At 58.1% G+C, this 19,423-nt stretch carries 17 protein-coding genes; 9 read left to right on the forward strand and 8 right to left on the reverse strand.

Annotated elements, in window-relative coordinates; all coding sequences use genetic code 11:
- The first annotated feature begins 63 nt into the window (after window positions 1-63).
- The 5 genes from HMPREF2822_RS07990 to HMPREF2822_RS08010 all read left to right on the forward strand — a co-directional run bounded on the left by HMPREF2822_RS07990 (window position 64) and on the right by HMPREF2822_RS08010 (window position 6,700).
- On the forward strand, window positions 64-1,416 hold the full coding sequence (locus tag HMPREF2822_RS07990) for an MFS transporter (protein ID WP_070523412.1): 1,353 nt from the start codon (window positions 64-66) through the stop codon (window positions 1,414-1,416).
- Window positions 1,417-1,481: 65 nt separating this feature from the next.
- Window positions 1,482-2,090: a cation efflux transmembrane domain-containing protein gene (locus HMPREF2822_RS07995; RefSeq protein ID WP_070523415.1), complete on the forward strand. Its 609-nt coding sequence runs from the start codon at window positions 1,482-1,484 to the stop codon at window positions 2,088-2,090.
- A 408-nt stretch (window positions 2,091-2,498) separates the two neighbouring features.
- Window positions 2,499-3,881, forward strand: a complete 1,383-nt coding sequence (locus HMPREF2822_RS08000) for a hypothetical protein (RefSeq protein WP_070523418.1) — start codon at window positions 2,499-2,501, stop codon at window positions 3,879-3,881.
- A 219-nt stretch (window positions 3,882-4,100) separates the two neighbouring features.
- Complete coding sequence (locus HMPREF2822_RS08005; RefSeq protein WP_070523421.1) at window positions 4,101-5,255, forward strand: alpha/beta hydrolase; 1,155 nt, start codon at window positions 4,101-4,103, stop codon at window positions 5,253-5,255.
- 50 nt (window positions 5,256-5,305) lie between these two features.
- Complete coding sequence (locus HMPREF2822_RS08010) at window positions 5,306-6,700, forward strand: GntP family permease (protein ID WP_070523571.1); 1,395 nt, start codon at window positions 5,306-5,308, stop codon at window positions 6,698-6,700.
- Here HMPREF2822_RS08010 and HMPREF2822_RS08015 read toward each other — a convergent pair.
- The 3 genes from HMPREF2822_RS08015 to mmuM form a co-directional block, all read right to left on the reverse strand.
- Complete coding sequence (locus HMPREF2822_RS08015) at window positions 6,697-7,188, reverse strand: gluconokinase (RefSeq protein WP_070523424.1); 492 nt, start codon at window positions 7,186-7,188, stop codon at window positions 6,697-6,699. The two genes, HMPREF2822_RS08010 and HMPREF2822_RS08015, sit on opposite strands and share 4 nt — an antisense overlap.
- A 68-nt stretch (window positions 7,189-7,256) precedes the next feature.
- Window positions 7,257-7,643: a hypothetical protein gene (locus HMPREF2822_RS08020; protein WP_070523427.1), complete on the reverse strand. Its 387-nt coding sequence runs from the start codon at window positions 7,641-7,643 to the stop codon at window positions 7,257-7,259.
- A gap of 43 nt (window positions 7,644-7,686) precedes the next feature.
- Window positions 7,687-8,577 carry a homocysteine S-methyltransferase gene (mmuM, locus tag HMPREF2822_RS08025; protein WP_070523430.1) on the reverse strand — a complete coding sequence of 297 codons (891 nt, stop codon included), beginning with the start codon at window positions 8,575-8,577 and terminating at the stop codon, window positions 7,687-7,689.
- Between the two features lie 555 nt (window positions 8,578-9,132).
- On the opposite strand from mmuM, the gene HMPREF2822_RS08030 reads away from it, so the two are divergent.
- Both HMPREF2822_RS08030 and HMPREF2822_RS08035 read left to right on the forward strand, forming a co-directional pair.
- Window positions 9,133-9,687, forward strand: a complete 555-nt coding sequence (locus HMPREF2822_RS08030; protein WP_070523433.1) for a CAP domain-containing protein — start codon at window positions 9,133-9,135, stop codon at window positions 9,685-9,687.
- An 82-nt stretch (window positions 9,688-9,769) separates the two neighbouring features.
- Entirely contained in the window at window positions 9,770-11,110 is a 1,341-nt protein-coding gene (locus tag HMPREF2822_RS08035; RefSeq protein ID WP_070523436.1) for an AAA family ATPase, read from the forward strand.
- A gap of 158 nt (window positions 11,111-11,268) precedes the next feature.
- On the opposite strand, the gene HMPREF2822_RS08040 is transcribed toward HMPREF2822_RS08035, so the two are convergent.
- Window positions 11,269-12,783: a sodium:solute symporter family protein gene (locus HMPREF2822_RS08040; protein ID WP_070523444.1), complete on the reverse strand. Its 1,515-nt coding sequence runs from the start codon at window positions 12,781-12,783 to the stop codon at window positions 11,269-11,271.
- Between the two features lie 240 nt (window positions 12,784-13,023).
- Between HMPREF2822_RS08040 and HMPREF2822_RS08045 the strand changes: the two genes are divergently transcribed.
- Window positions 13,024-13,740, forward strand: a complete 717-nt coding sequence (locus HMPREF2822_RS08045; protein WP_070523448.1) for a FadR/GntR family transcriptional regulator — start codon at window positions 13,024-13,026, stop codon at window positions 13,738-13,740.
- 9 nt (window positions 13,741-13,749) lie between these two features.
- On the opposite strand, the gene HMPREF2822_RS08050 is transcribed toward HMPREF2822_RS08045, so the two are convergent.
- The 4 genes from HMPREF2822_RS08050 to HMPREF2822_RS08065 form a co-directional block, all read right to left on the reverse strand.
- Complete coding sequence (locus tag HMPREF2822_RS08050) at window positions 13,750-14,460, reverse strand: N-acetylmannosamine-6-phosphate 2-epimerase (RefSeq protein WP_070523451.1); 711 nt, start codon at window positions 14,458-14,460, stop codon at window positions 13,750-13,752.
- A gap of 41 nt (window positions 14,461-14,501) precedes the next feature.
- Window positions 14,502-15,443, reverse strand: coding sequence for an ROK family protein (locus HMPREF2822_RS08055; RefSeq protein WP_070523454.1), 942 nt, complete (start codon window positions 15,441-15,443; stop codon window positions 14,502-14,504).
- A 31-nt stretch (window positions 15,444-15,474) separates the two neighbouring features.
- A complete protein-coding gene (locus tag HMPREF2822_RS08060; RefSeq protein WP_070523457.1) occupies window positions 15,475-16,419 on the reverse strand; it encodes a dihydrodipicolinate synthase family protein in 945 nt (314 codons plus the stop codon).
- A 115-nt stretch (window positions 16,420-16,534) separates the two neighbouring features.
- Window positions 16,535-17,152 (reverse strand): 3'-5' exonuclease, encoded by a 618-nt coding sequence (locus tag HMPREF2822_RS08065; protein WP_070523460.1) that lies wholly within the window; start codon window positions 17,150-17,152, stop codon window positions 16,535-16,537.
- A 301-nt stretch (window positions 17,153-17,453) separates the two neighbouring features.
- On the opposite strand from HMPREF2822_RS08065, the gene HMPREF2822_RS08070 reads away from it, so the two are divergent.
- Window positions 17,454-19,316, forward strand: coding sequence for a GmrSD restriction endonuclease domain-containing protein (locus tag HMPREF2822_RS08070; RefSeq protein ID WP_070523463.1), 1,863 nt, complete (start codon window positions 17,454-17,456; stop codon window positions 19,314-19,316).
- Window positions 19,317-19,423: the final 107 nt, after the last annotated feature.

A 19,423-nucleotide genomic window follows, 5' to 3' on the forward strand; every position in this document is an offset into this window, starting at 1 on the left:
GAGGTGATGTGCGCCTAACGTTTCCCAGAAAGGTAATGCGTTTCACATAAGGAGCACTTCGATATGACTACCCACGCACCCCCTTCCAACCCGGCCCAATCCGGCAGCGAGGAAATCCAAGTCGAGTCAAAGGACGTCTTCCGCATCGCCAGTTCCGCGTTCGTCGGTACAGCCCTCGAATGGTACGACTTCTTCCTCTTCGGCACCGCGGCCGCGCTCGTCTTCAACGATCTCTTCTTCTCGGGGATGTCAGGCACCGGCGCAACCCTGGCATCCTTCGCCACCTTCGGAGTAGGCTTCCTGGCACGCCCACTCGGCGCGGTCATTTTCGGTCAAATCGGCGACAGGATGGGCCGCCGACCGGCCCTCATCATCTCCATCGTCGTCATCGGCGTGGCCACCGGCGTCATCGGCCTGCTTCCCACTTTCGACAGCATTGGCATCTGGGCGCCCATCACACTGGTCATCCTGCGCCTGCTTCAGGGCATTGCCGTCGGCGGAGAATGGGGCGGCGCTACAACCATGGCCATCGAGCACGCCCCAGCAGAGAAGCGCGGTCGCTATGCCGCTTTCGTGCAGATCGGTTCCCCCGCCGGCACGTTACTTTCCTCCGGCGTCTTCGCGCTTGTACTCATGCTGGACGATGCCACAGTGAGTTCCTGGGGTTGGCGTGTGCCTTTCCTCATCGCCTTTCCTTTCCTAGCGGTAGCACTGTGGATTCGCACGAAGGCTGAAGAATCTCCTGTTTACAAGGCCCTTGAAGAGGAGGCAGAAGCAGACGAGGCCGCACACCAGGGCTCACTAAAAGAGCTCTTCACGGAGCATTTCTCACAGCTGTGCCTTGCTTCCGCGGCGGCCTTCCTCGGCATTGGTGGCTTCTTCGTCATGAGCACCTATGTCCTCTCCTACGCCACAACCACGCTGGACTTCGAACGCCAGACCGTCGTGAACGCCACCCTCCTCGGCGCCGTGTGCCAGATCTTCATCAACATCATCTTCGGCCGCATCGGCGAAAAGATTGGCCCCGGTCGCGTTATTGGATACGGCGCGCTTGCCACCGCCATCATGGCGTGGCCGCTGTGGGCAATGATCGACACTGGGAACCCCGTACTCCTCACGCTCGCTGTCTGTCTTGGCCTGTCGCTAGTTACGATCACCTATTCCGTATCTGGAGTCCTCCTCTCGGAGGTCTTCCCTGCGAACGTCCGCTATTCCGGCGTGGCTATCTCCGCCAACATCGCGTCGGCAGTATCGGGGCTGCTCCCCTTCTTCGCCACTGCATTGAACGCATCCAATGAGACCCCCAGTTCTACACCGGGAATCATCATCTTGGCCGTCACCGCCTTGATCACAGCCTTCGGCGGTTTCGCCGGCGAGAAGCACCGCCGCGAAGACGACGTCACCATCGTCGACTAGCCCGAAACAGTTCATAAGAAAAACAAGTTGGGACACGGCGCTCAAGCCCATTAAGCTCAGGTACCGTGTCTCACAATCTCTCCTCCTCCACCCTGAACGCACGCGCCCGGCGGGTTGTCGCCTGGGTCGCTGCCTTGAATCTCTTTGGCTTCTTCGTCGAATTCGTCGTCGCCTGCATCATCGGCTCGGCCTCACTCTTCGCTGACGCAGCCGATTTCCTCGAGGACTTTCTCATCAACGCGCTCGTGCTCTTAGCGCTGCGCTGGTCGGTAGAGGGGCGTCGCAAAGCAAGCTATGGCCTAGCCGGGCTCATCCTGATCCCCGCCGTGGCGTCCTATGGCATGGCGATATGGAAGATCATCAACGGCGCCGTTCCTGAGCCACTCACGCTTTCCGGCACGGCCATTTTCGCCATGCTCATCAACCTGCTCTGCGCGGTGCTGCTGGTGCAATTGCGACACGGAGGTGCGCTCACGCGTGGGGCGTGGTTGGCCGCACGCAATGACGTCGCCGCCAACATTCTTATCCTCGGCGCAGGCCTTCTCATGCTGGCGTGGGCGAGCCCCTGGCCGGACATCGTGGTCGGCCTCATCATCGGGACTATCAACCTGCGCGCGGCGGCTGAGGTCTTCGAACAGGCACGCGCGGAAGACCCAGAGATCGAAGAAGACTAACGCGCCGTTTTTAAGAATTACTTAAGCAAACGGTGGTCGGTTGGGTTCTACCCCTTAGACCACAGAGGCTGAAATTGAGCGTGACACGACCCCACAAACACCCTTTCACTCCCCCTAATGGGGTCATTCTTTAGTTTGTGCACGAACGGTCAAAGAGACGTTTTCCCAGAATACGGTCTAGTTAGACAAAACCAAGGTCGGCGCAAATTTCTTATTCAATTGTTCACCCGGGAGCCACCCGATCGAAATGTATTTCTGCATTCAAAAATATAAACAATTCAAGGGGTGCGCGATCCTGAAAAGGGCCTTATTGTTGCAACACGTCACGCACTGGGCACGACAGCGCAAACACAGTGCCACCACAGTGCGTCACCGCATTGCCCCAAACTTTCATCCAGGAGAACAACAATGACCCAGCGTCGTCGTACCGCCGGCCTCATCGCCGGCCTTGCGATCGCAGGCACCGCCCTCATCGCGCCGGCTGCTTCCGCAGCCACCCAGACCGAGTCCTACCCGGAGACCCCGGCCGTGAACGCAAAGCTGCCTATCGTTCACACCACCCACGGCTCCGACCACATGAAGGCCAACGTGCTCAACCCGCGCCCGGTGTGCAACCCGTGGGAGGATCACCGCACCGTAGTTTACAAGGTGACCGACAACTTCATGCCGGCTGGCACCATCTCCACCACCAACCAGACCAAGAAGGACATTCCGCTGCAGCAGGACCTGTCCAAGTCCCAGTCCATCACCCTGTCCGTCAACGGTGACCGCACTGAGACCACCTCCATGAACATGGGCGGCAAGGGCTCCGGCAAGGGTGCTGAAGGTTCCTTCGGCATCTCCCACCAGATTGCCACCAAGCTCGGTGCTTCCGCTTCCTACTCCCTGTCTTGGGAAGCTGGCCAGTCCATCGGACCGTACGATGTTCCGCCGAACCACACCGGTGAGGCTACCTACGGCTTCCGCGTTCTGAACATGACCGGTACCCAGCAGTACTGCAAGCCGAACGGCACCTGGTCCACCCCGACCTTCTGGTCTGCAATGCAGCCGATGAAGAACGAGGTTCGCGTCAAGCTGTACGACGACATCGCTGATTCCTACGCTCCGAACAAGGACGCTCAGAACACCACCGACGTCAACGACCCGAAGGTTGTTGAGGAGGAGAAGTCCCCGGAGGCTGACGCTGAGGTCATCAAGGACAACGAGGTCGCTCCGGAGGAGAAGGCCGTGTCCGAGGCTGAGGCCAAGAAGGAAGAGGAAGCCGACAAGAAGGTCCAGGAGGACGTCGAGAACGGCAAGACCGACGAGGCTAAGCAGAAGCTGGACCTGAAGCCGGTTCTGACCACCTCCGGCGCTAAGCACGCTGGTTACGCTGGCACCGTTGCTCTCCGCCTGGAGAACGTCGGTTCCGAGCGTTACTACGGCGACTTCCCGGCTGTTCAGTACCGCGTTGACGTTAAGACCGCTGAGGGCCCGAAGGGCGTTGACCGCCTCATCACCCCGCGTTCCTCCAACGGCGCTCACATCCGTGACCTGGGCTTCGACGAGAAGTCCTCGACCCGCTCCTTCGAGGTCACCCTGGCCAACCCGATTAACGCTGGCGAGTCCGCTCGCGTTGCCAACCTGGACTTCGGCGACGGCAACACCAAGGAAGGCCGCCTGAAGAACTACATCGAGGTCACCCAGATTTCCCGCCTGAAGGGCGACAACTCCACCGACAACGACCAGAACGTTGACTCCCGCGAGATCACCGTGAAGGACACCGGCAAGAAGGCTGAGGGCCTGTTCTAAGGAACACCCCTCGCCCACTGCAGAGAGTGTGCACAGCCCGCCGGCGCTTAGTCCGGCAGTGAGAGAGTGAGAGGACCCCGACCGCTTGATGAAAGCGGTCGGGGTTTCTTTATGCCCTTAATCCGCTTCCACCAACTGTCCCGCAGCTCTCCCGCTGCCCCGCCTTCGTTAACGCCGGGGAAATTCTGCGCTGCAGGGTTAGTTGGCTATTGTGAACTAATGAAATTCTTTCGCTCCGCACTTGCGGGCATTCTCTCGGCGGGGTTGATCATCTCCCCCGCCCTCGCTCAGCCGGCACACGCACAAGCACTGGATACGATGAGCAGCGATGCCGCCAACATCGATCAGCACTCCAGCGCCCTCGATCCCATCGCCCTGGGACCGCTGGCACCTCTACTCTTCGCCGACAACATTTTCGCCGCCTGGTCACAGGTGCTTCAACAATTGAAAGTCCCGGTGTTGGCACCAGACGCTACGCGCCCACCGGTGACAGCAGCCCCGGCACAACTGCGCGAACTGCGTCACGTCCAGGACAACGTGTGGGAGCTCAAGGCCTATTCACCGGCCATGGACCGTGTCATCACCAACGACATCATTCTTCCTCCAGGAGGATTGGAGAACACGCAGCCCCGCCCGAGCTACTACCTACTGGGTGGTGCCGGCGGTGGCGAGGACGCACTGTGGTGGGACGGCGGCGGGGCCTCCGAGTTCTTCCGGGACAAGCAGGTCAATGTCATTTCCCCGCGTGGCGCATATGGATCGATGATGTCCGACTGGGCGCAGCCTCATGACACCCACGGAAAATACAAGTGGGCCACCTATCTGACCAAGGAACTCCCGCAGCTTATCGACGCCGAGTTCCACGGCTACGGCCGCGACGGAATCGCGGGTCTAAGCAACTCCGGTGGCCCCGCATTGGAGCTGGCTACGTTCGATCCGCGCTTCAAGGTGTCTGGTTCCTTCTCCGGTTGTCCCTCGACCACAGGTGTTCTCGCGCAGTCCTTTGCGTGGGCAAGTGCTGCGTTCTACGGCACTGACCCGGCTCGCTCCTTCGGCGCGCCGTGGGATCCGGCGTGGGCGCAGCATTCGCCGGTTCTCAACCTCGATCAGCAACGCGGGCGTAAAACCTTCGTCATCGTCTCCCGCGGCGGCCCGGCCGATTTTGACGTCGACATCGAGGACTCACCACTTCCCGCGCTGGGCCTCAACGAGCGTTTGGATTATTGGTGCAGCTCTTATTACGCCAAGCAGGCCACCGCAGCTGGCGTAGACCTTGACTATTACGAGCTTCCCGCGGGGCGCCACACATGGGGGCTGTTCCGGCGCGAGCTGGCCATCAGCTGGGCCACGGTGGGCCCAGCGCTCGGGGTGTAACCCCTAGATCACCGCAGGCTGCAGAAGTAAAATCAACATTCATGAATGTCATGGATACTTGGGAGCCCACGCTGGGCACCGGACCACTGTTAGGGATTGCGGTTGCGGCCATCGCCGTCATCCTCGTCCTCGTCATCTACTTCAAGGTGCACGCTTTCGTCACACTCGTCACGGTCTCCGCGCTTACCGCCCTGGCCGCTGGCATCCCGCTGGATGGTGTGGTTCCCACCATGACGAGCGGCTTCGGCTCAACGTTGGGATCCGTGGCCTTGCTGGTGGGGTTGGGCGCCATGATCGGGCGTCTGGTGGAAACTTCCGGCGGTGCTAAAACGCTTGCCGACGCCCTCGTGAAACTCTTCGGCGAAGACAAAGCGCCCCTAGCACTCGGCGTGGCCTCCCTCATCATGGGCTTCCCCATCTTCTTCGACGCGGGTCTCATGGTTATGCTGCCGGTCATCTTTGCCGTCGCCAGGCGCCTGGACGGCCCAGTTCTGGCCTACGGCATCCCCGCCGCCGGCGCTTTCTCCGTCATGCATGTCTTCGTGCCGCCGCACCCGGGCCCTGTTGCCGCCGGTGAGTTCTTCAGCGCGGACATCGGTCTGATCCTCATTTTTGGCCTCCTCGTTGCGCTGCCCACGTGGTATCTCTCCAGCTACCGCTTCGGTCTCCACCTAGGAAAGAAGTATCCCTACCGCCTCGAGGAAGCCATCACCGGCGCCTTGGTCAGCGATGCCGAACTCCCGGATCGCCCGGCCTCCCCGGCCTCAGTAATTGGCATCCTGCTCATCCCCATGGTCCTCATCTTCGGCAATACCGGGTTGACCACGCTGGGCACCGCTGGTGTTGTTGATCCTTCCGCCACGTGGGTTCGCTTCTTCGTCTTCTTGGGCCAAACACCCATCGCGCTGTTGATTACTACTCTTGCAGCGATGGCCGTGCTGGGCCTGCGCCGCGGGGAGGGCAAGAGCGCAATTGAGAAGACCGTGGAGTCTTCGCTCGGACCGATCTGTTCCGTCGTCCTCATCACCGGTGCGGGCGGCATGTTCGGTGGGGTGCTGCGCACCAGCGGTATCGGTGATGCGCTGGCGGACTCCATGTCTAACCTCGGCGTCCCTGTCATCCTGGCCTGCTACCTCATCGCGGTAGCCCTGCGTCTGGCGCAAGGCTCGGCCACCGTTGCGCTGACGACGGCCGCCGCGCTCATGGTGCCTGCCGTGGAGGCTGGCGGCTTCAGCGAAATCCAGTTGGTCCTCATCACGCTCGCCACCGCAGCCGGCTCCGTCTTTGGCAGCCATGTCAATGACTCGGGCTTCTGGCTCGTTGGCCGTCTCATGGGCATGGACGTGTCCACCACCCTGAGGACGTGGACCGTCAATCAGGCGCTGATTTCCTCGATTGGCTTCGGCATCGTCCTTATCTTCTACGGCGCCGCCGCGCTGTTCTAGGCCTGCAGGTACTCGGCCGCCGCGGCGGCCAGCTCCTCCGGGGTGGCGCTGACATCCAGCACGATGCCTGCCTCCTCCGGCCGAAGTTCCTCTAGAGTCTCGAACTGCGAATCAAGCAGGGACACCGGCATGAAGTGTCCGGTTCGCCGGCTCATGCGCTCCTTGAGCAATTCATAGGAGCCGTGCAGGTGGATGAAGACCGTATCGGGTGCTGCGGCGCGGATGATGTCGCGGTAGGAATGCTTGAGCGCGGAACAGCCCACGATGGCCCCGGACTCTTGTTCGGCGAGAAAGCGGCCGATGGATTCGAGCCAGGGTTTCCGGTCATCGTCGTCAAGCGCCTGCCCCGAGGCCATCTTCTCGATGTTCGCCGCCGGGTGCATATCGTCCCCATCCCGGAAGGGAAGGCCGGTGCGCTGCGCCAGCAACTCCCCGACCGTCGATTTGCCGCAGCTCGAGACTCCCATGATCACCACGTGCTTGCGCATCAATCCTCCTTAAGACAGCATCCGATCCTACGCGCTACGGGGCGTCGCGCGGCTGACCACAGCGCGGCTTAGCCCAGTGGCCCGTAGCCAAAGTCGCCGCGCTGCACCTCGCCGCGGGCATTCGGATCAAAGGTGGCGCACAAAGCCGCCGCCACGTAGCGCACGCCGCCCTCCGGCGCGGAGGAGCCGACGCGCTCTGCGCAATTCTCAAGAGCAGGCATGCCGATGCTCTGCCCCGGCATAGTCATGGAAAAGAAGGACGCGGCCATCATGGTGTTGCCATCGGCGCGCACGTACTCCGAGGAGCCCTTGATGGCCTGCCAGGCAACTGCCCCGACGGGATCGGTGCGGAACTGATCCCGCTCAGTCTGGGTCAGCTCGGCATTGGCGGCGGGCACGGACAGCGTTGTGATGAGAAGTGCAGCGGATGCGGCGAGTAGAGAAAACTTTTTCATAGGAACACTCTATCCTCTCGCCAGAGGATTGTCGCGGCGTTTTCTATTTGTCTTCGAAGCGGATCGATCGGCACAGCTGCTGAATCTCAGCGGGCCCCAGGCGGCAGCAGCCGCCCAGTAGGCTGACCCCAGCCGCGCGCATCTCGGCCGCCGCCTCAGTCAATCCCACCGCGCCGGCGGGAGCAGGACGCCAGTCACGGGCGCCCTGGTCCCAGATCTCCCCGCTGTTGGGACATGCTAAAAGCGGCTTATCCGTTCCAGCGCGCAATGCCTTCGCCACCGCCCATGCCTGCGGTGGGCGCACACAATTCACACCCACCGCACCCAGCAACGGTGTCTGGTTGGCCAGCGCGATCACCTGTGAGAGCTTCATCGGGTCGGCCGCGATGGCACCGGTGATGCTCAATGCAAAGGGCTTGGGCTGGGCCGAGAGCAGCTCCAGAAGCACCGCGGCCTCATCAGCGTTCGGGATGGTTTCTGCAAGGAGGAAGTCGGCCTCCGTGTCCGCGAGCACCTCTACCCTGCGGGCATGCCAGCGGCGCAATTCGTGCGCCGAAAGACCATAGGCCCCGTCGTACTCGTTGCCCCGGCCCGGGCCTGCTCCATAGGGGCCAACGGATGCGGCAACCAATAGATCACCGTGGGCAGCATGTCTGTCGCCGGCCTTGCGGGCGGCGTCACGCGCTACCGTGACGCTGCGGCGCAAAAGAGACTCCGCCTCCCTGCCCAGCACATCGAAGGTGATTTGATAGGAGGCCGTGGTGGCAATCTGGGCGCCGGCGGCAAAGAAATCCGCATGGGCAGATTCGATGAGGGCGGGGTTCTCACGCAGCACACGCGCCGACCACAGCGGACCCGAGATGTCGTACCCCAGGGCCTCGAGGTGGGTTCCAAGGCCGCCGTCGAAAAGCAGCGGCGCGTCAAAGAGGGCCATGGCGCACGAGCCTAGCAATGCGTGGGCAGCCGACCCCCACCATGCCAATAGGTTTCATTAATAGTTGCATTACTTTTCTTAATCTTTTACCTTCTGACACTGAGCCTCAACAGCCCTTCTTCCTGCTCATTGCCATGCTTTTCGACGTTCCCCTCTCACTCAGGTTCCTCACCGGAGGATAAACGCAAACTATACTTTCCCAGCCTTAATCCAGGGATTTTTGAAGAAATTCCTGAGTTTTTGAGAATAGTTGACACATCACCAGCACTTTCTTGGGAAAGCTTTCCATCAACCTAAGAAGCCACCCCCAAGTGCCACCCCCGCCGCCCGTCATTTCTAAAGAAAACTATGCGATTTCAAGCCTTCAGGGCGGCAAACCCAAAAGAAACTTAAACCCGCCGCGCGAAGACACATAAACTCACAGACAAACCTTAAAACTGCTGGTCAAGTGGCTTTTGAGTACCCCGAAGAGCTTTAATTTTAAGTGAAAGTACCGCTCGGTACGAGGTCGAAAAAGCCTCCACTTAACACCTGAAGCAGAAAGAGGTGCCCGCCATGTTCCGCCTCCCATTCGGACATAAAGCCACAAAGATCGTCGCCCCGGTTGCTGCCGTTGCAGCTCTCTTCGCCGGTTCCATCAACGCCCCTGCTCAGGCTGGCAGTTCCTTCGGTGCATTCAACCCGGCCGACTTCGGCTTCACCATGCCCTCCGCTGCCGGCCCGGTAGCCCCGGCTCCGCACGCTACAGCCAGCGTTCAAGGCCTTATTAATCAAACCAATGCGCAACGTGTGGCCAATGGCCTCGCACCGCTACGCGTTGACCCGAACCTGACCAACCTGGCACAGGATTGGGCCAACACCTTGAGCCGCGATGGCAGGACTCGCCACCGCCCGAACTACTGGACCTTCTACCCCGCCGGCCTGCCCGCTGGTGGTGAGAACGTCCTCCAGGCATGGAGCGACTACTCCGATGCCAGCCTGGTGAAGCTGTGGATGGATTCCCCCGGCCACCGCAAGAACCTGCTCGACCCCCGCGCTAAGTCCGTGGGAATCGGCCTGACCGTCGCTCCCGACGGCCGGTTGTACGCCGTGCAGAACTTTGGGCGGTAGATCTAAAACCCGAAAGGGGCGCAGTTAGGCGGCTCATCCTGCGCCCCTGGGTGTTCACTCGCTGCACGCTATAGTGGACTCCATGCTCACGCGACTCGAAGTTGATGGTTTCAAGAACCTCAAGAATTTCAGCGTCGATCTCGGCCCTTACACCTGCATCGTGGGCCGCAATGCTGTCGGCAAGTCAAATATCTTCGACGCAATTTCTTTCTTCGGCTCAACAGCTAATGCCTCTCTCAACGATGCCGCCGCCAATCTCCGCGGTCTGCGTGGCGATATCAGCGAAATCTTTGGCAACGACACGAACTCGATCACGTTTGCCGCCGAGATGATCGTCCCCGCGACTTTTCGAGATGACTTCGGACAAGAAGTAGAAATCACCACGACTTTCCTGCGGTACGAGCTTGAGTTCCAACTCGTCGAGCAGGAATTCACTGCGGATCAAGTCGTGCGAACCATCGAACTTGTCCGTGAGGATCTCACGGCACTCACCCAAAAGGATGCTCGTGAGAGGCACCCCTGGGCTGCAGAAGCATTTCGCAAGACTGCTATTAAAAGCACCGGTGGCCGTCCGGCGTTCATTAAGACAACGGCCGAAGACTCTATCGAGGTTAAGTCGGGCAGACGGGGGCGCAATCCGCACCTTCCCCTGAAGGAAGTTCGCTCCACGGTTCTATCCGTCTACGGGCGCAGCGCGGATTACCCAGCAATTGCTGCAGTACGCAGAGAACTCTCCACATGGAAGCTACTGGGCCTTGAACCGAGTGCGATGCGTGCTCCGAGCGCGATGAGTGATCCGTCAAGCGTCGATGCCCGCGGCGCCAACCTCCCGGCGACCCTCGCCCGCCTCACACAGGAAATCGGCGATCAAGCAACTGTTCAATTAGAAGACACGCTCCTCGATCTCGTTGATGTTCGCTCGATTGACCTCGACATCGACAGCTCGCGTCAATTGATCACGCTTCAAGCAGAAATTGGCAATGCACCGCTGCTTCCCGCGCGTGCGCTCTCGGATGGAACACTGCGTTTTATCGTCCTGGGTCTCCTCGCCATCGACCCCAGCACGAACGACGTTTTATGCTTCGAAGAACCAGAAAACGGCATTTATCCTGACAAGCTTCGCGCTATGTATACGCTCCTGCATGAGTTGGCTGTCGATTCACGCCACCAAGTGGGCTCGGACAATCCCCTGCAGCAAATAATTGTGAACTCCCACTCCCCTGCCTATTTATCCCTACACCAAGAGGATTGGGGCGAACTACTTGTCGCCGATAGCCACCCCCTTGACAACTCTTTAAGGCTCCTTCCAGTCCTTGGCAGCGAGAATTGGCGGACCATAAATCCAGGAACACCGGGCGTTATTGCAACGGTCATCGAAGAAATCCTCCACGTTTCCTTGAAGCATCAGGATGAAGCTGCTTGAAGCACAACTACTGGGACACCGGTCCAGAGGCGGCAACCCCACCGACCACAGCAACAGCGTCGAAGCCCCTCCACACTCGTTACGAGCACGCCGCGGCCATGCGAGATGTACCCCACGGAGAGCAACAACTCACGCTGCGTGGGCTTAACTTACTTGATTTAAGCAACAGGCGTTTGCATGGCGCTACGCCGCGTGTACTCAAGGTCCTTTCCGTAAATAGTCAAGCCCGTGATGTCGTGCTGGTCCGATTTCCGGAAGATGAAGGATGCCAGATAGCCGATAACGAGAGTTCCTACGAACGCGACAATCGAGACCAAGAATGGGCCTTGGTCCAGCTTTCCAGCGAAGTACGCAGCAATCGCTCCGCAAAGGAGCCCGATGAGAACGCCATTGGAATTTGCGGACTTCGTAAAGATACCCAAGACAAATACCGCAGTGAGCGGAACTCCAAAAAGACCGGTGATCGCGAGGAACAGGTCCCACAGGTCCGACTGGTTGGTAATGATGAGATACAGCGCAACGGCCAATCCGAAGGTTCCGGCAACGATGATGACCAGGCGAGAGAAAGTAACCGACGCTTCCTTCGGGGAGAAGCGGTTATAGATATCCATGACAACGCACGCGGAAATCGAGTTGAGCGAAGAAGAAATTGTCGATTGCGCAGCCGCCAAGATGGCAGCAATCAAGAGTCCGGCAATGCCTGCAGGCAGCTCCGAAAGAATGAAATACGGCACTACAGCAGAAGTGTTGACTCCCTCAGGCAGACCACCCTTCGCTTCGTAGAAGTTATACAAAGCCGTTCCCATCCCGTAGAACAGCGGAATAGTTATCAGCGCCAGAATTCCGTTGACGATGAGAGACTTCTTCGTCGCTTGAATCGTAGGAGTCGTTTGGTAGCGCTGAACGACGTCCTGAGAAGAGGTGTACTGGTGCAAGCTGTTCAGTACATTTCCGATAAAGATGAATGGTATCGAGGAGAAGACTGCATTCGTGGTGAAGTTGTCCGCTGAGTAGAACTTTCCTTCTTCAGCGGCGTTAACCACCGCACCGCTAAATCCGTCGGGAGTCATAGCCATGGCCGTCAGCACTACCGCTGCAGCGCCAGCCAGCAGCAGGACACCCTGAATCACATCAGACCAAATCACGCCTTCCATGCCTCCCAGGAAGGTGTACACAATACAAAGAGCGCCTACAAACGCGGCGACGACCAGCGGGTTGATATCTGCCACCGACGTGATCGCCAATGTTGGCAAATAGATAACGATGGCGATGCGCCCGACGTGATAAAGAACGAAGAGGAGCGAGCCGAGGACTCGGAGGGCTACGGAGAATCTCTCCTCGAGGTATTCGTAGGCCGTAGTGACATCCAGCTTCCTGAAGAACGGAACATAGTAACCGATCAAAATTGGAACAATGGCAAAAATAGCGAGGTTACCAGCCGAGTAAGCCCAGTCAGTCAGATACGCCTTTTCCGGAGTGGACATAAACGTGATGGCAGACAGCGTCGTGGCATAGATTGAGAATCCTGCCGCCCAGCCAGGAATCCTGCCACCCGCTTTGAAGAATTCGTCCTGATCACTGCCGGCCCTACGCGCAAAATAAGCGCCGACAAGAAGCATTCCCAGGAGATAGAGGATCAGAACTATCCAGTTGAGTGTTCCGAATGATTGCATTTGGCCTTCCCTTCAGGGCTTTCGATATAGAGAGCTAAATCACTCTCTAATTTGTCTGTGCAACAAAGCATGTTAGAAGATACAATACATCAGACGTCTGATGTTTGAAGGGATTTAAGATATAGCCGTCTACCCCTGATCGTCAGAGCGGAGTGCTACTCCCCCGCAGCGCTCATCCTTTAAGTACCCCGCCAACGTGGAAGGCTTAAGATATATCGAAAAGAAAAGAGGGATTAACCAGTGCACACCGGAACGTGGGGATTCAGTGAAGCCACACATCGCCCTGCCTCAACCACCCAGCAGGCTGTAGAAGGCATCAAACAATACATTCGGGACAACGCCCTCAAGCCCGGGGACACTTTGCCAACCGAATCAGAGCTCTGCGAAGAGCTTGGCTTCTCTCGCTCCTCTGTCCGAGAGGCCATCAGAATCCTAACGACGCTAGATATCGTCGACGTCAGGCACGGAACAGGAACGTTTGTCTCCAGCACGTCCCTCAAAGCTCTAGTTCAAGGACTCATTTTTCGAGCGACTCTCGACGCTGATGACAACCTTGAAACACTTCGTGATGTAGTGGAAATCCGGCAGGCGATTGATCTTGCTATCGGGCAAGAAATCACAGCCAAACTCGACCCCTCGAAGCTAGAGCAGTTGAGCATCATCGTGGAAAAGATGTCAGCCAAGCGGAAGCAGGGCCTAAACTTTGCCGAAGAGGATCGGGAGTTCCATCAGGTGCTGCTTTCCGAAATTGATAACCCGATCATCCGTGAGCTCAATGATGCCTTTTGGCAAGTGCACATGAACGTCATTCCACTTCGCAAGTTGGAAGAACCACAGGACTTCAGCAGGACGGTTCGCGCGCACCAAGACATCGTCGATGCTCTACAGAACAATGACCTGAAGAAGTATCAAGAGTCTGTACTCAGGCATTACGAGCCTCTGCTGACTTCGCTGTGACAATCCGCGTCAGCTATTGAAGCTCCGCGTAATCCAGGCAGGATCTGTGATGGCAGTGCCAATGATGATTGCATCGGCGCCAGCGCGCTTTCCTGCAGCCACATCATCGCGCGAGGCAAACCTGCCTTCGCCTATCAAAAAAGCATCTTCACCACAGAGCCGTCGCCCCTCTGCCAAGCATTCAAGATCCGGACCTTCAGTCTTGCTCCGGAATTCTGTATAGCCGGCCAGCGTCGTTGAAATGATATCCGCCCCCGTGTGGTGCGCCTGCTGCATTTCTTCCGGGGTTGAACAATCGGCCATTGACAAGACATTAAGCCGGTGACACTCTGCGACAAGATCAGAAAAGCTTGAGCCATCAGGCCTAGGGCGATCCGTGGCATCTGCACAGATAACAGCTGCCCCTGCCTCAGCCAATCGACGGACGGACTCTACAGTTGGCGTGATATAAACCCCCTCACTCCCCTCCTTTGTAAGGCCGAAAACTGGTACATCTACTGCAGCTGCGATTGCCTCGACATCCTCGATGCCGCCATACCCGCCACACCGGATTGCACGGCTTCCTCCCTCAACGCACGCACGAGCGACATGCGTCAAGGTATGGGTATCGCGCATTGGGTGACCATCTGGCGCTTGCACCGAGACAATCACCGAGTTTCGAATTAACCCTTGGACTTCTTCTCGGCGTTCCGCCAGTTCACTACTCTTAAACCTAAACATATACCTGAGCCTTCTTCTGGATATATCGCAGATAAACGGTGCTAAAAAGCGTTATCTCGAGCAAAAGCCGCTGCACCCACTAACGGTGCTGTCGCCGGAGATTCAGTAACCCGAATTGCAACGGAGCGATTCGGCTTCAATGCGAAATCCTCTATGGCCTGACGGAATGGTTCTTCCACAGCGGCACCAATCTGACACACACCGCCGCCCAAGACAACGGCATCAAGATCAAGAGCCGAAACAAGACCAGCCACCGCACGGCCAAGGCCATAAGAATTCCCTCGAATAATCCGGGAAGCGAGTTCATCTCCCTGGTTCATTCTTTCCACGACCTTTTCGAGGGGAAGCACTAACTGGGCCCGTTCCTTCCACTGCACCCGCTCGCTCGCCGGGTTCGTAGAAAATTCTTCATAATACGCAGCCAAGCTATTGCCGCTCATAATGTTTTCGGCGCGGTCCGCAAAGCCCCGGAAATCAGCGCACAAGAGCTCCGAAAACTCTCCGGCCGATCCGGTAGGTCCGCTGAGCAGACTCCCGTTATCGCTTACCGCACCACCGACACCAGTTCCCAACGAAAGGTACAGGACTCTGCCGGACTGGAACTCCCTCGCGGCTCCGAGCATCAGCTCTCCGTACGCCCAGACTCTCACATCATTGTGAACAGCACACGGAAGGTCAACAACCTCTTTCGCGACCTCACGAAGATTGGTACCAGACCAGTTCTTAATGGTGTCCCCGTTGTAGGTGACGAGTCCCTCAGGTGCCTGAATCACTCCTGGCGAACCAATGCCGATTCGCGCCGGGGCAATGCCCGATTCTTCCAACGCCAGCTGAACGGCTTTCTTAATCTGCTCCTGTGGCGAAGCCCCGGCCGGCTGGGTAGGAATCTTTCCCAACGCAACTGCCTGCGTTGGGTCTTCATCAGACACGAAGCCCCAACCAATCTTTGTTGCACCGACATCAAGCGCAAGGGTACTAGTCACTCTTCACTCGTTTCGTCGTAGTTCAGCGAAATTAGGGCTCGATCACCTGAGCGGCATCGACGATCTCATGAATCTTAGCCAGCTCCTCATCATTCAGAGCGACGTGCGGACGGGACATCAGCCCCGACGGAAAGACGCCCAGGTGGTGAAGCGCTGCCTTGAAGCTGCCGAGACCTTGCGAGCTTCCGCCCATGCGGGTCCCATCGCCCACACCAACGATGGTGAAAAGGTCACAAATCTTAGACTGCAATTCCGCGGCCTCGGCATACGCCCCGTCCACCAGTAGCTCATGCAACTTCACGTAGGAAACCGGGTCCACGTTGCCCAGACCAGGTACCACGCCATCGGCACCTGCCAGGTAAGCAAAGTCGACCGTAGTTTCCGAGCCAGTTAAAACCACAAAGTTTTTCACCCCAGCCTTGTCGCGGGCACTAATCAGAGCACGCGTGTATCCATCATTGCCGCCAGAATCTTTAACGCCAGCGAGCACACCTTCCTTGGCGAGAGAAATAAGGGTAGAAATATCCAGTACCGAGTGAACACTGACCGGAATATTGTACGCGTAGATGGGAGTCTCTGGCGCGGCTTCGTGAAGAAGTCGGAAGTGCTCAGCAATTTCTACATCGTGAGTACGAACATAAAAAGGGGCAGTGGCAACTAGACCCTGGACCCCGAGCGCGACGGCATCTTCAATATGCTCAATGACTCGCGGAGTCGTCATGTCAATCACGCCTGCAACTACCGGAACTCGCCCGCGAGCCTGTTCCGCCACCGTTGCAATGACTTCCTTACGCTGCTCTCGTGTAAGGAAAGCCACCTCACCTGAAGAACCGAGAACGAACAGACCATGAACACCAGCCTTAATCAGCCGTTCGGCCTGACGCTTGAGGGTATCGATGTCGACGGAGTAGTCCTCGTTAAACGGAGTCAGAAGCGGCGGTACAACGCCGTGCAGGAGCTGTGTGCTTGCAGTCATGTCTTGAACCCTTCCTATTCACCTTTTCACTTGAGTCATAAGACATCATACGTCTCCTGCGATTGTGATGCAGCTCCTTCCAGCGAAAGGAAGCAAAGGAAGAGAACTGACTAACCTAACCTGGCAACAGCTCGGAGGCCTCCCCCACCACGCTCACTACGAGCACATCGCGGGCGCGGGAGGCCGCCACGTAGAGCAAAGCCCGCTCGCGCTGCAGCGCCTCGTCGGCCTCGGCCGGTGCCAGCCCCTTCATCAGGTAGCGTTGCGGCAGCGCCTCGCGGCTTACATCAAGCAAGATGACGTGCGTGAACTCCAAGCCCTTGGCGTTGTGCATCGTCATCACCGCCACCGGGCGATCCCGGGACGTGCGCCGCCCAGTGCTCACCGCCACGCCCAGCTCGCCCAACTGCGTGGCGATCTCATCCTTGCGGGCATTAGTCCGGGTGAGCACACCGATGGAGACATCGTCATCCCCGGAGGTCCAGTCCCGGATGCGCGCAGCCAAGGCCTCAGCCTCCTCCGCCTTGCTCGCAGAATTCAAGACAACCGGCGCAGGACCCTGGCGCACCGAACGGTAGCCATGCAGATCGTCGATATTCTCTTCCGAATCCACCCACTCGGCACCGTCGAGAATCGCCGTGGCATAGCCCAGGTTCTGCCGAGTCGTGCGGTAATTCACGCGCAGTTTCGTGGTGGCACGGCCGCGGGTTTCAATCCCGTAATCGCGCAGCACCAACCGCTGCCCATAGATGCGCTGGTGCGCGCGACGTTGCTGACCAGCCAGTGCTCATCACAGCAGGAGATGGGTACATCGAGGGCGAGCTGGGAGTAGTCGGAAAGGCTCATGGAGTCCAAGGCATCAGCGGGGCTGGACCTTTTGGGAGGATTGCGGCTCAGGAGTTCGAGAACATTTCACCTGGATAAGCCCAACACCAAACGCAGCCTTTTGCTGAAATAAATCTCCAGAGTTCTCCTCCCCCTTTGCCCCTTTTAAGGCATGCTGGAGAAGACTATTCGCTACAGAGGAGGCTCCGGTGGGTTTCAACACCAACATGCACCAACTATCGGCGCTGATGCGCAATACCGAGAACGGAGAGATTCAGCTCCCCGATTTCCAGCGAAAGTATAAGTGGGAGGACGAGCGCGTCCGCCAGCTCCTCATAACCATCTTCCGTGGGCATCCTTTGGGCATCATCATGTTGCTGGAAACCGGCAATTCCTCTGTCAGGTTCAAGCCACGGCCCATCGAAAGCACCGAGTCTACTGCCACTTCCGAGCCCAAGTTCTTGCTTCTCGACGGCCAGCAACGACTGACATCGCTTACCCAAGCCCTCAAGGGTGATGGTGTTGTTCACACCAAAGACTCACGCGGCAAGCGCCTCGACCGCAGGTACTTCATCAATATCCAGAAGTCTATTGAGGATCCCTTCGAGCTGGATGAAGCAGTGATCTCGGTACCGGCTGATGGAGTTATTCGAACCAACTTCAATCGCGATATCGTGCTCGATCTGAGCAGCATGGAGAAGCAACACGAAGCGGGCTACATCCCCGTTTCGCTACTGCTTGATCAGATGGGACTTTTCGAATGGTTTGGCAAGTTGGGTGATACCGAGCTCATGACCGCATTCAGCGATGGGATCATCCGTCAGGTCAACGAATACAAGATTCCCGCAATTGAGCTCGACAAGCAGACGGACAAGGCAGCGGTGGCCACCGTCTTCGAAAAGGTCAATGTTGGCGGACTCCCTCTCAACGTTTTTGAGCTCCTCACGGCGGTGTTTGCCGGCGATGCAGAGTACTACGACAAGTACCAGCGCGATTTCCGCCTCAACGATGACTGGGTGGAGACCAAGGAGCTGTGGAAAGAACATGACGTCCTCCACAAGGTGGAGAACACTGACTTCCTCCAAGCAATCACGATGCTGACAACTCTTGAGCGAAGCAAGCACTCCTCGGTAAGCCGCAAAGTCGGCCTGTCTGCCAAGAGGGAAGACGTTCTAAAGCTTGAGTTGAACGACTACCTCACTTGGCGCGACGCCCTGCGTCAAGGATTCATCTGGGCGGCAGGCTTCCTCGCAGATCTGCACATCTATCGGTTCAGGGATGTCCCCTACCCGAAGCAATTGGTTCCGCTTGCTGCCATTGCTGTTGTTCTTGGCAAGGAAGCAGACAAACACCACGTGAAAGAAAAGATCACGCAGTGGTTCTGGAGCGGAGTCTTGGGCGAGCTCTATGGCGCTGCCATTGAGACACGCTTCGTACGTGACCTCGAAGGAGTACCTGCTTGGGCGATGGGTGAAGAAACTTCCGCCCCACGCACCGTGCAGGACGCTACCTTCGCTGAATCCCGCCTTCATTCCTTGCGCACCCGCAATGCCGCTGCCTATAAGGGCATCGCAGCACTCATCATGGCACAGGGCTCAACAGACTGGGTCGAGGGAAAACAATTCGGAGCATTCCAGTACAGGGACATGGCCGTAGACATCCACCATATTTTCCCTCAGGACTGGTGCAAGAAAAACGGAATTGATAACGAGCGCCGCGAGTCAATCGTCAACAAGACGACGCTGAGCGCACGCACGAACCGTGTCATCGGTGGCGTTGCCCCGTCGGCATACTTGACCAAAGTTGAGAGCGAATCAGGCTTCGATGCCGACGGCGTGGACGACGTTCTGCGCGGACACCTCATTTCACCCGACGCACTGCGCAGCGATAACTTTGATGCTTTCTTCGAGCGTCGAAGGGAATCACTCTGCACACTCATTGAGGGTGCTCTGAAGAAGACGGTTCAGCGCGATGTCAGCGAAGGAAACGCTGTGGAAGACTCGTCATTCTTCGAGGAAGAAGCGCTTGAGGAGCCTGTCCAAACGGGAGTCGACCCCCTTTCGGAGGCCTAAGGCAAAGTTGCTTCCTCTCTGACCGACGCAGCCAGGCAGCTTTCGACCAAGAGCGACGGCACCACGCGTGTGCAGATTAGACAACTTGGCCGAACGCCGCTCTCAAC

Source organism: Corynebacterium sp. HMSC062E11 (assembly GCF_001811845.1).
Lineage (GTDB): Bacteria > Actinomycetota > Actinomycetes > Mycobacteriales > Mycobacteriaceae > Corynebacterium > Corynebacterium hesseae.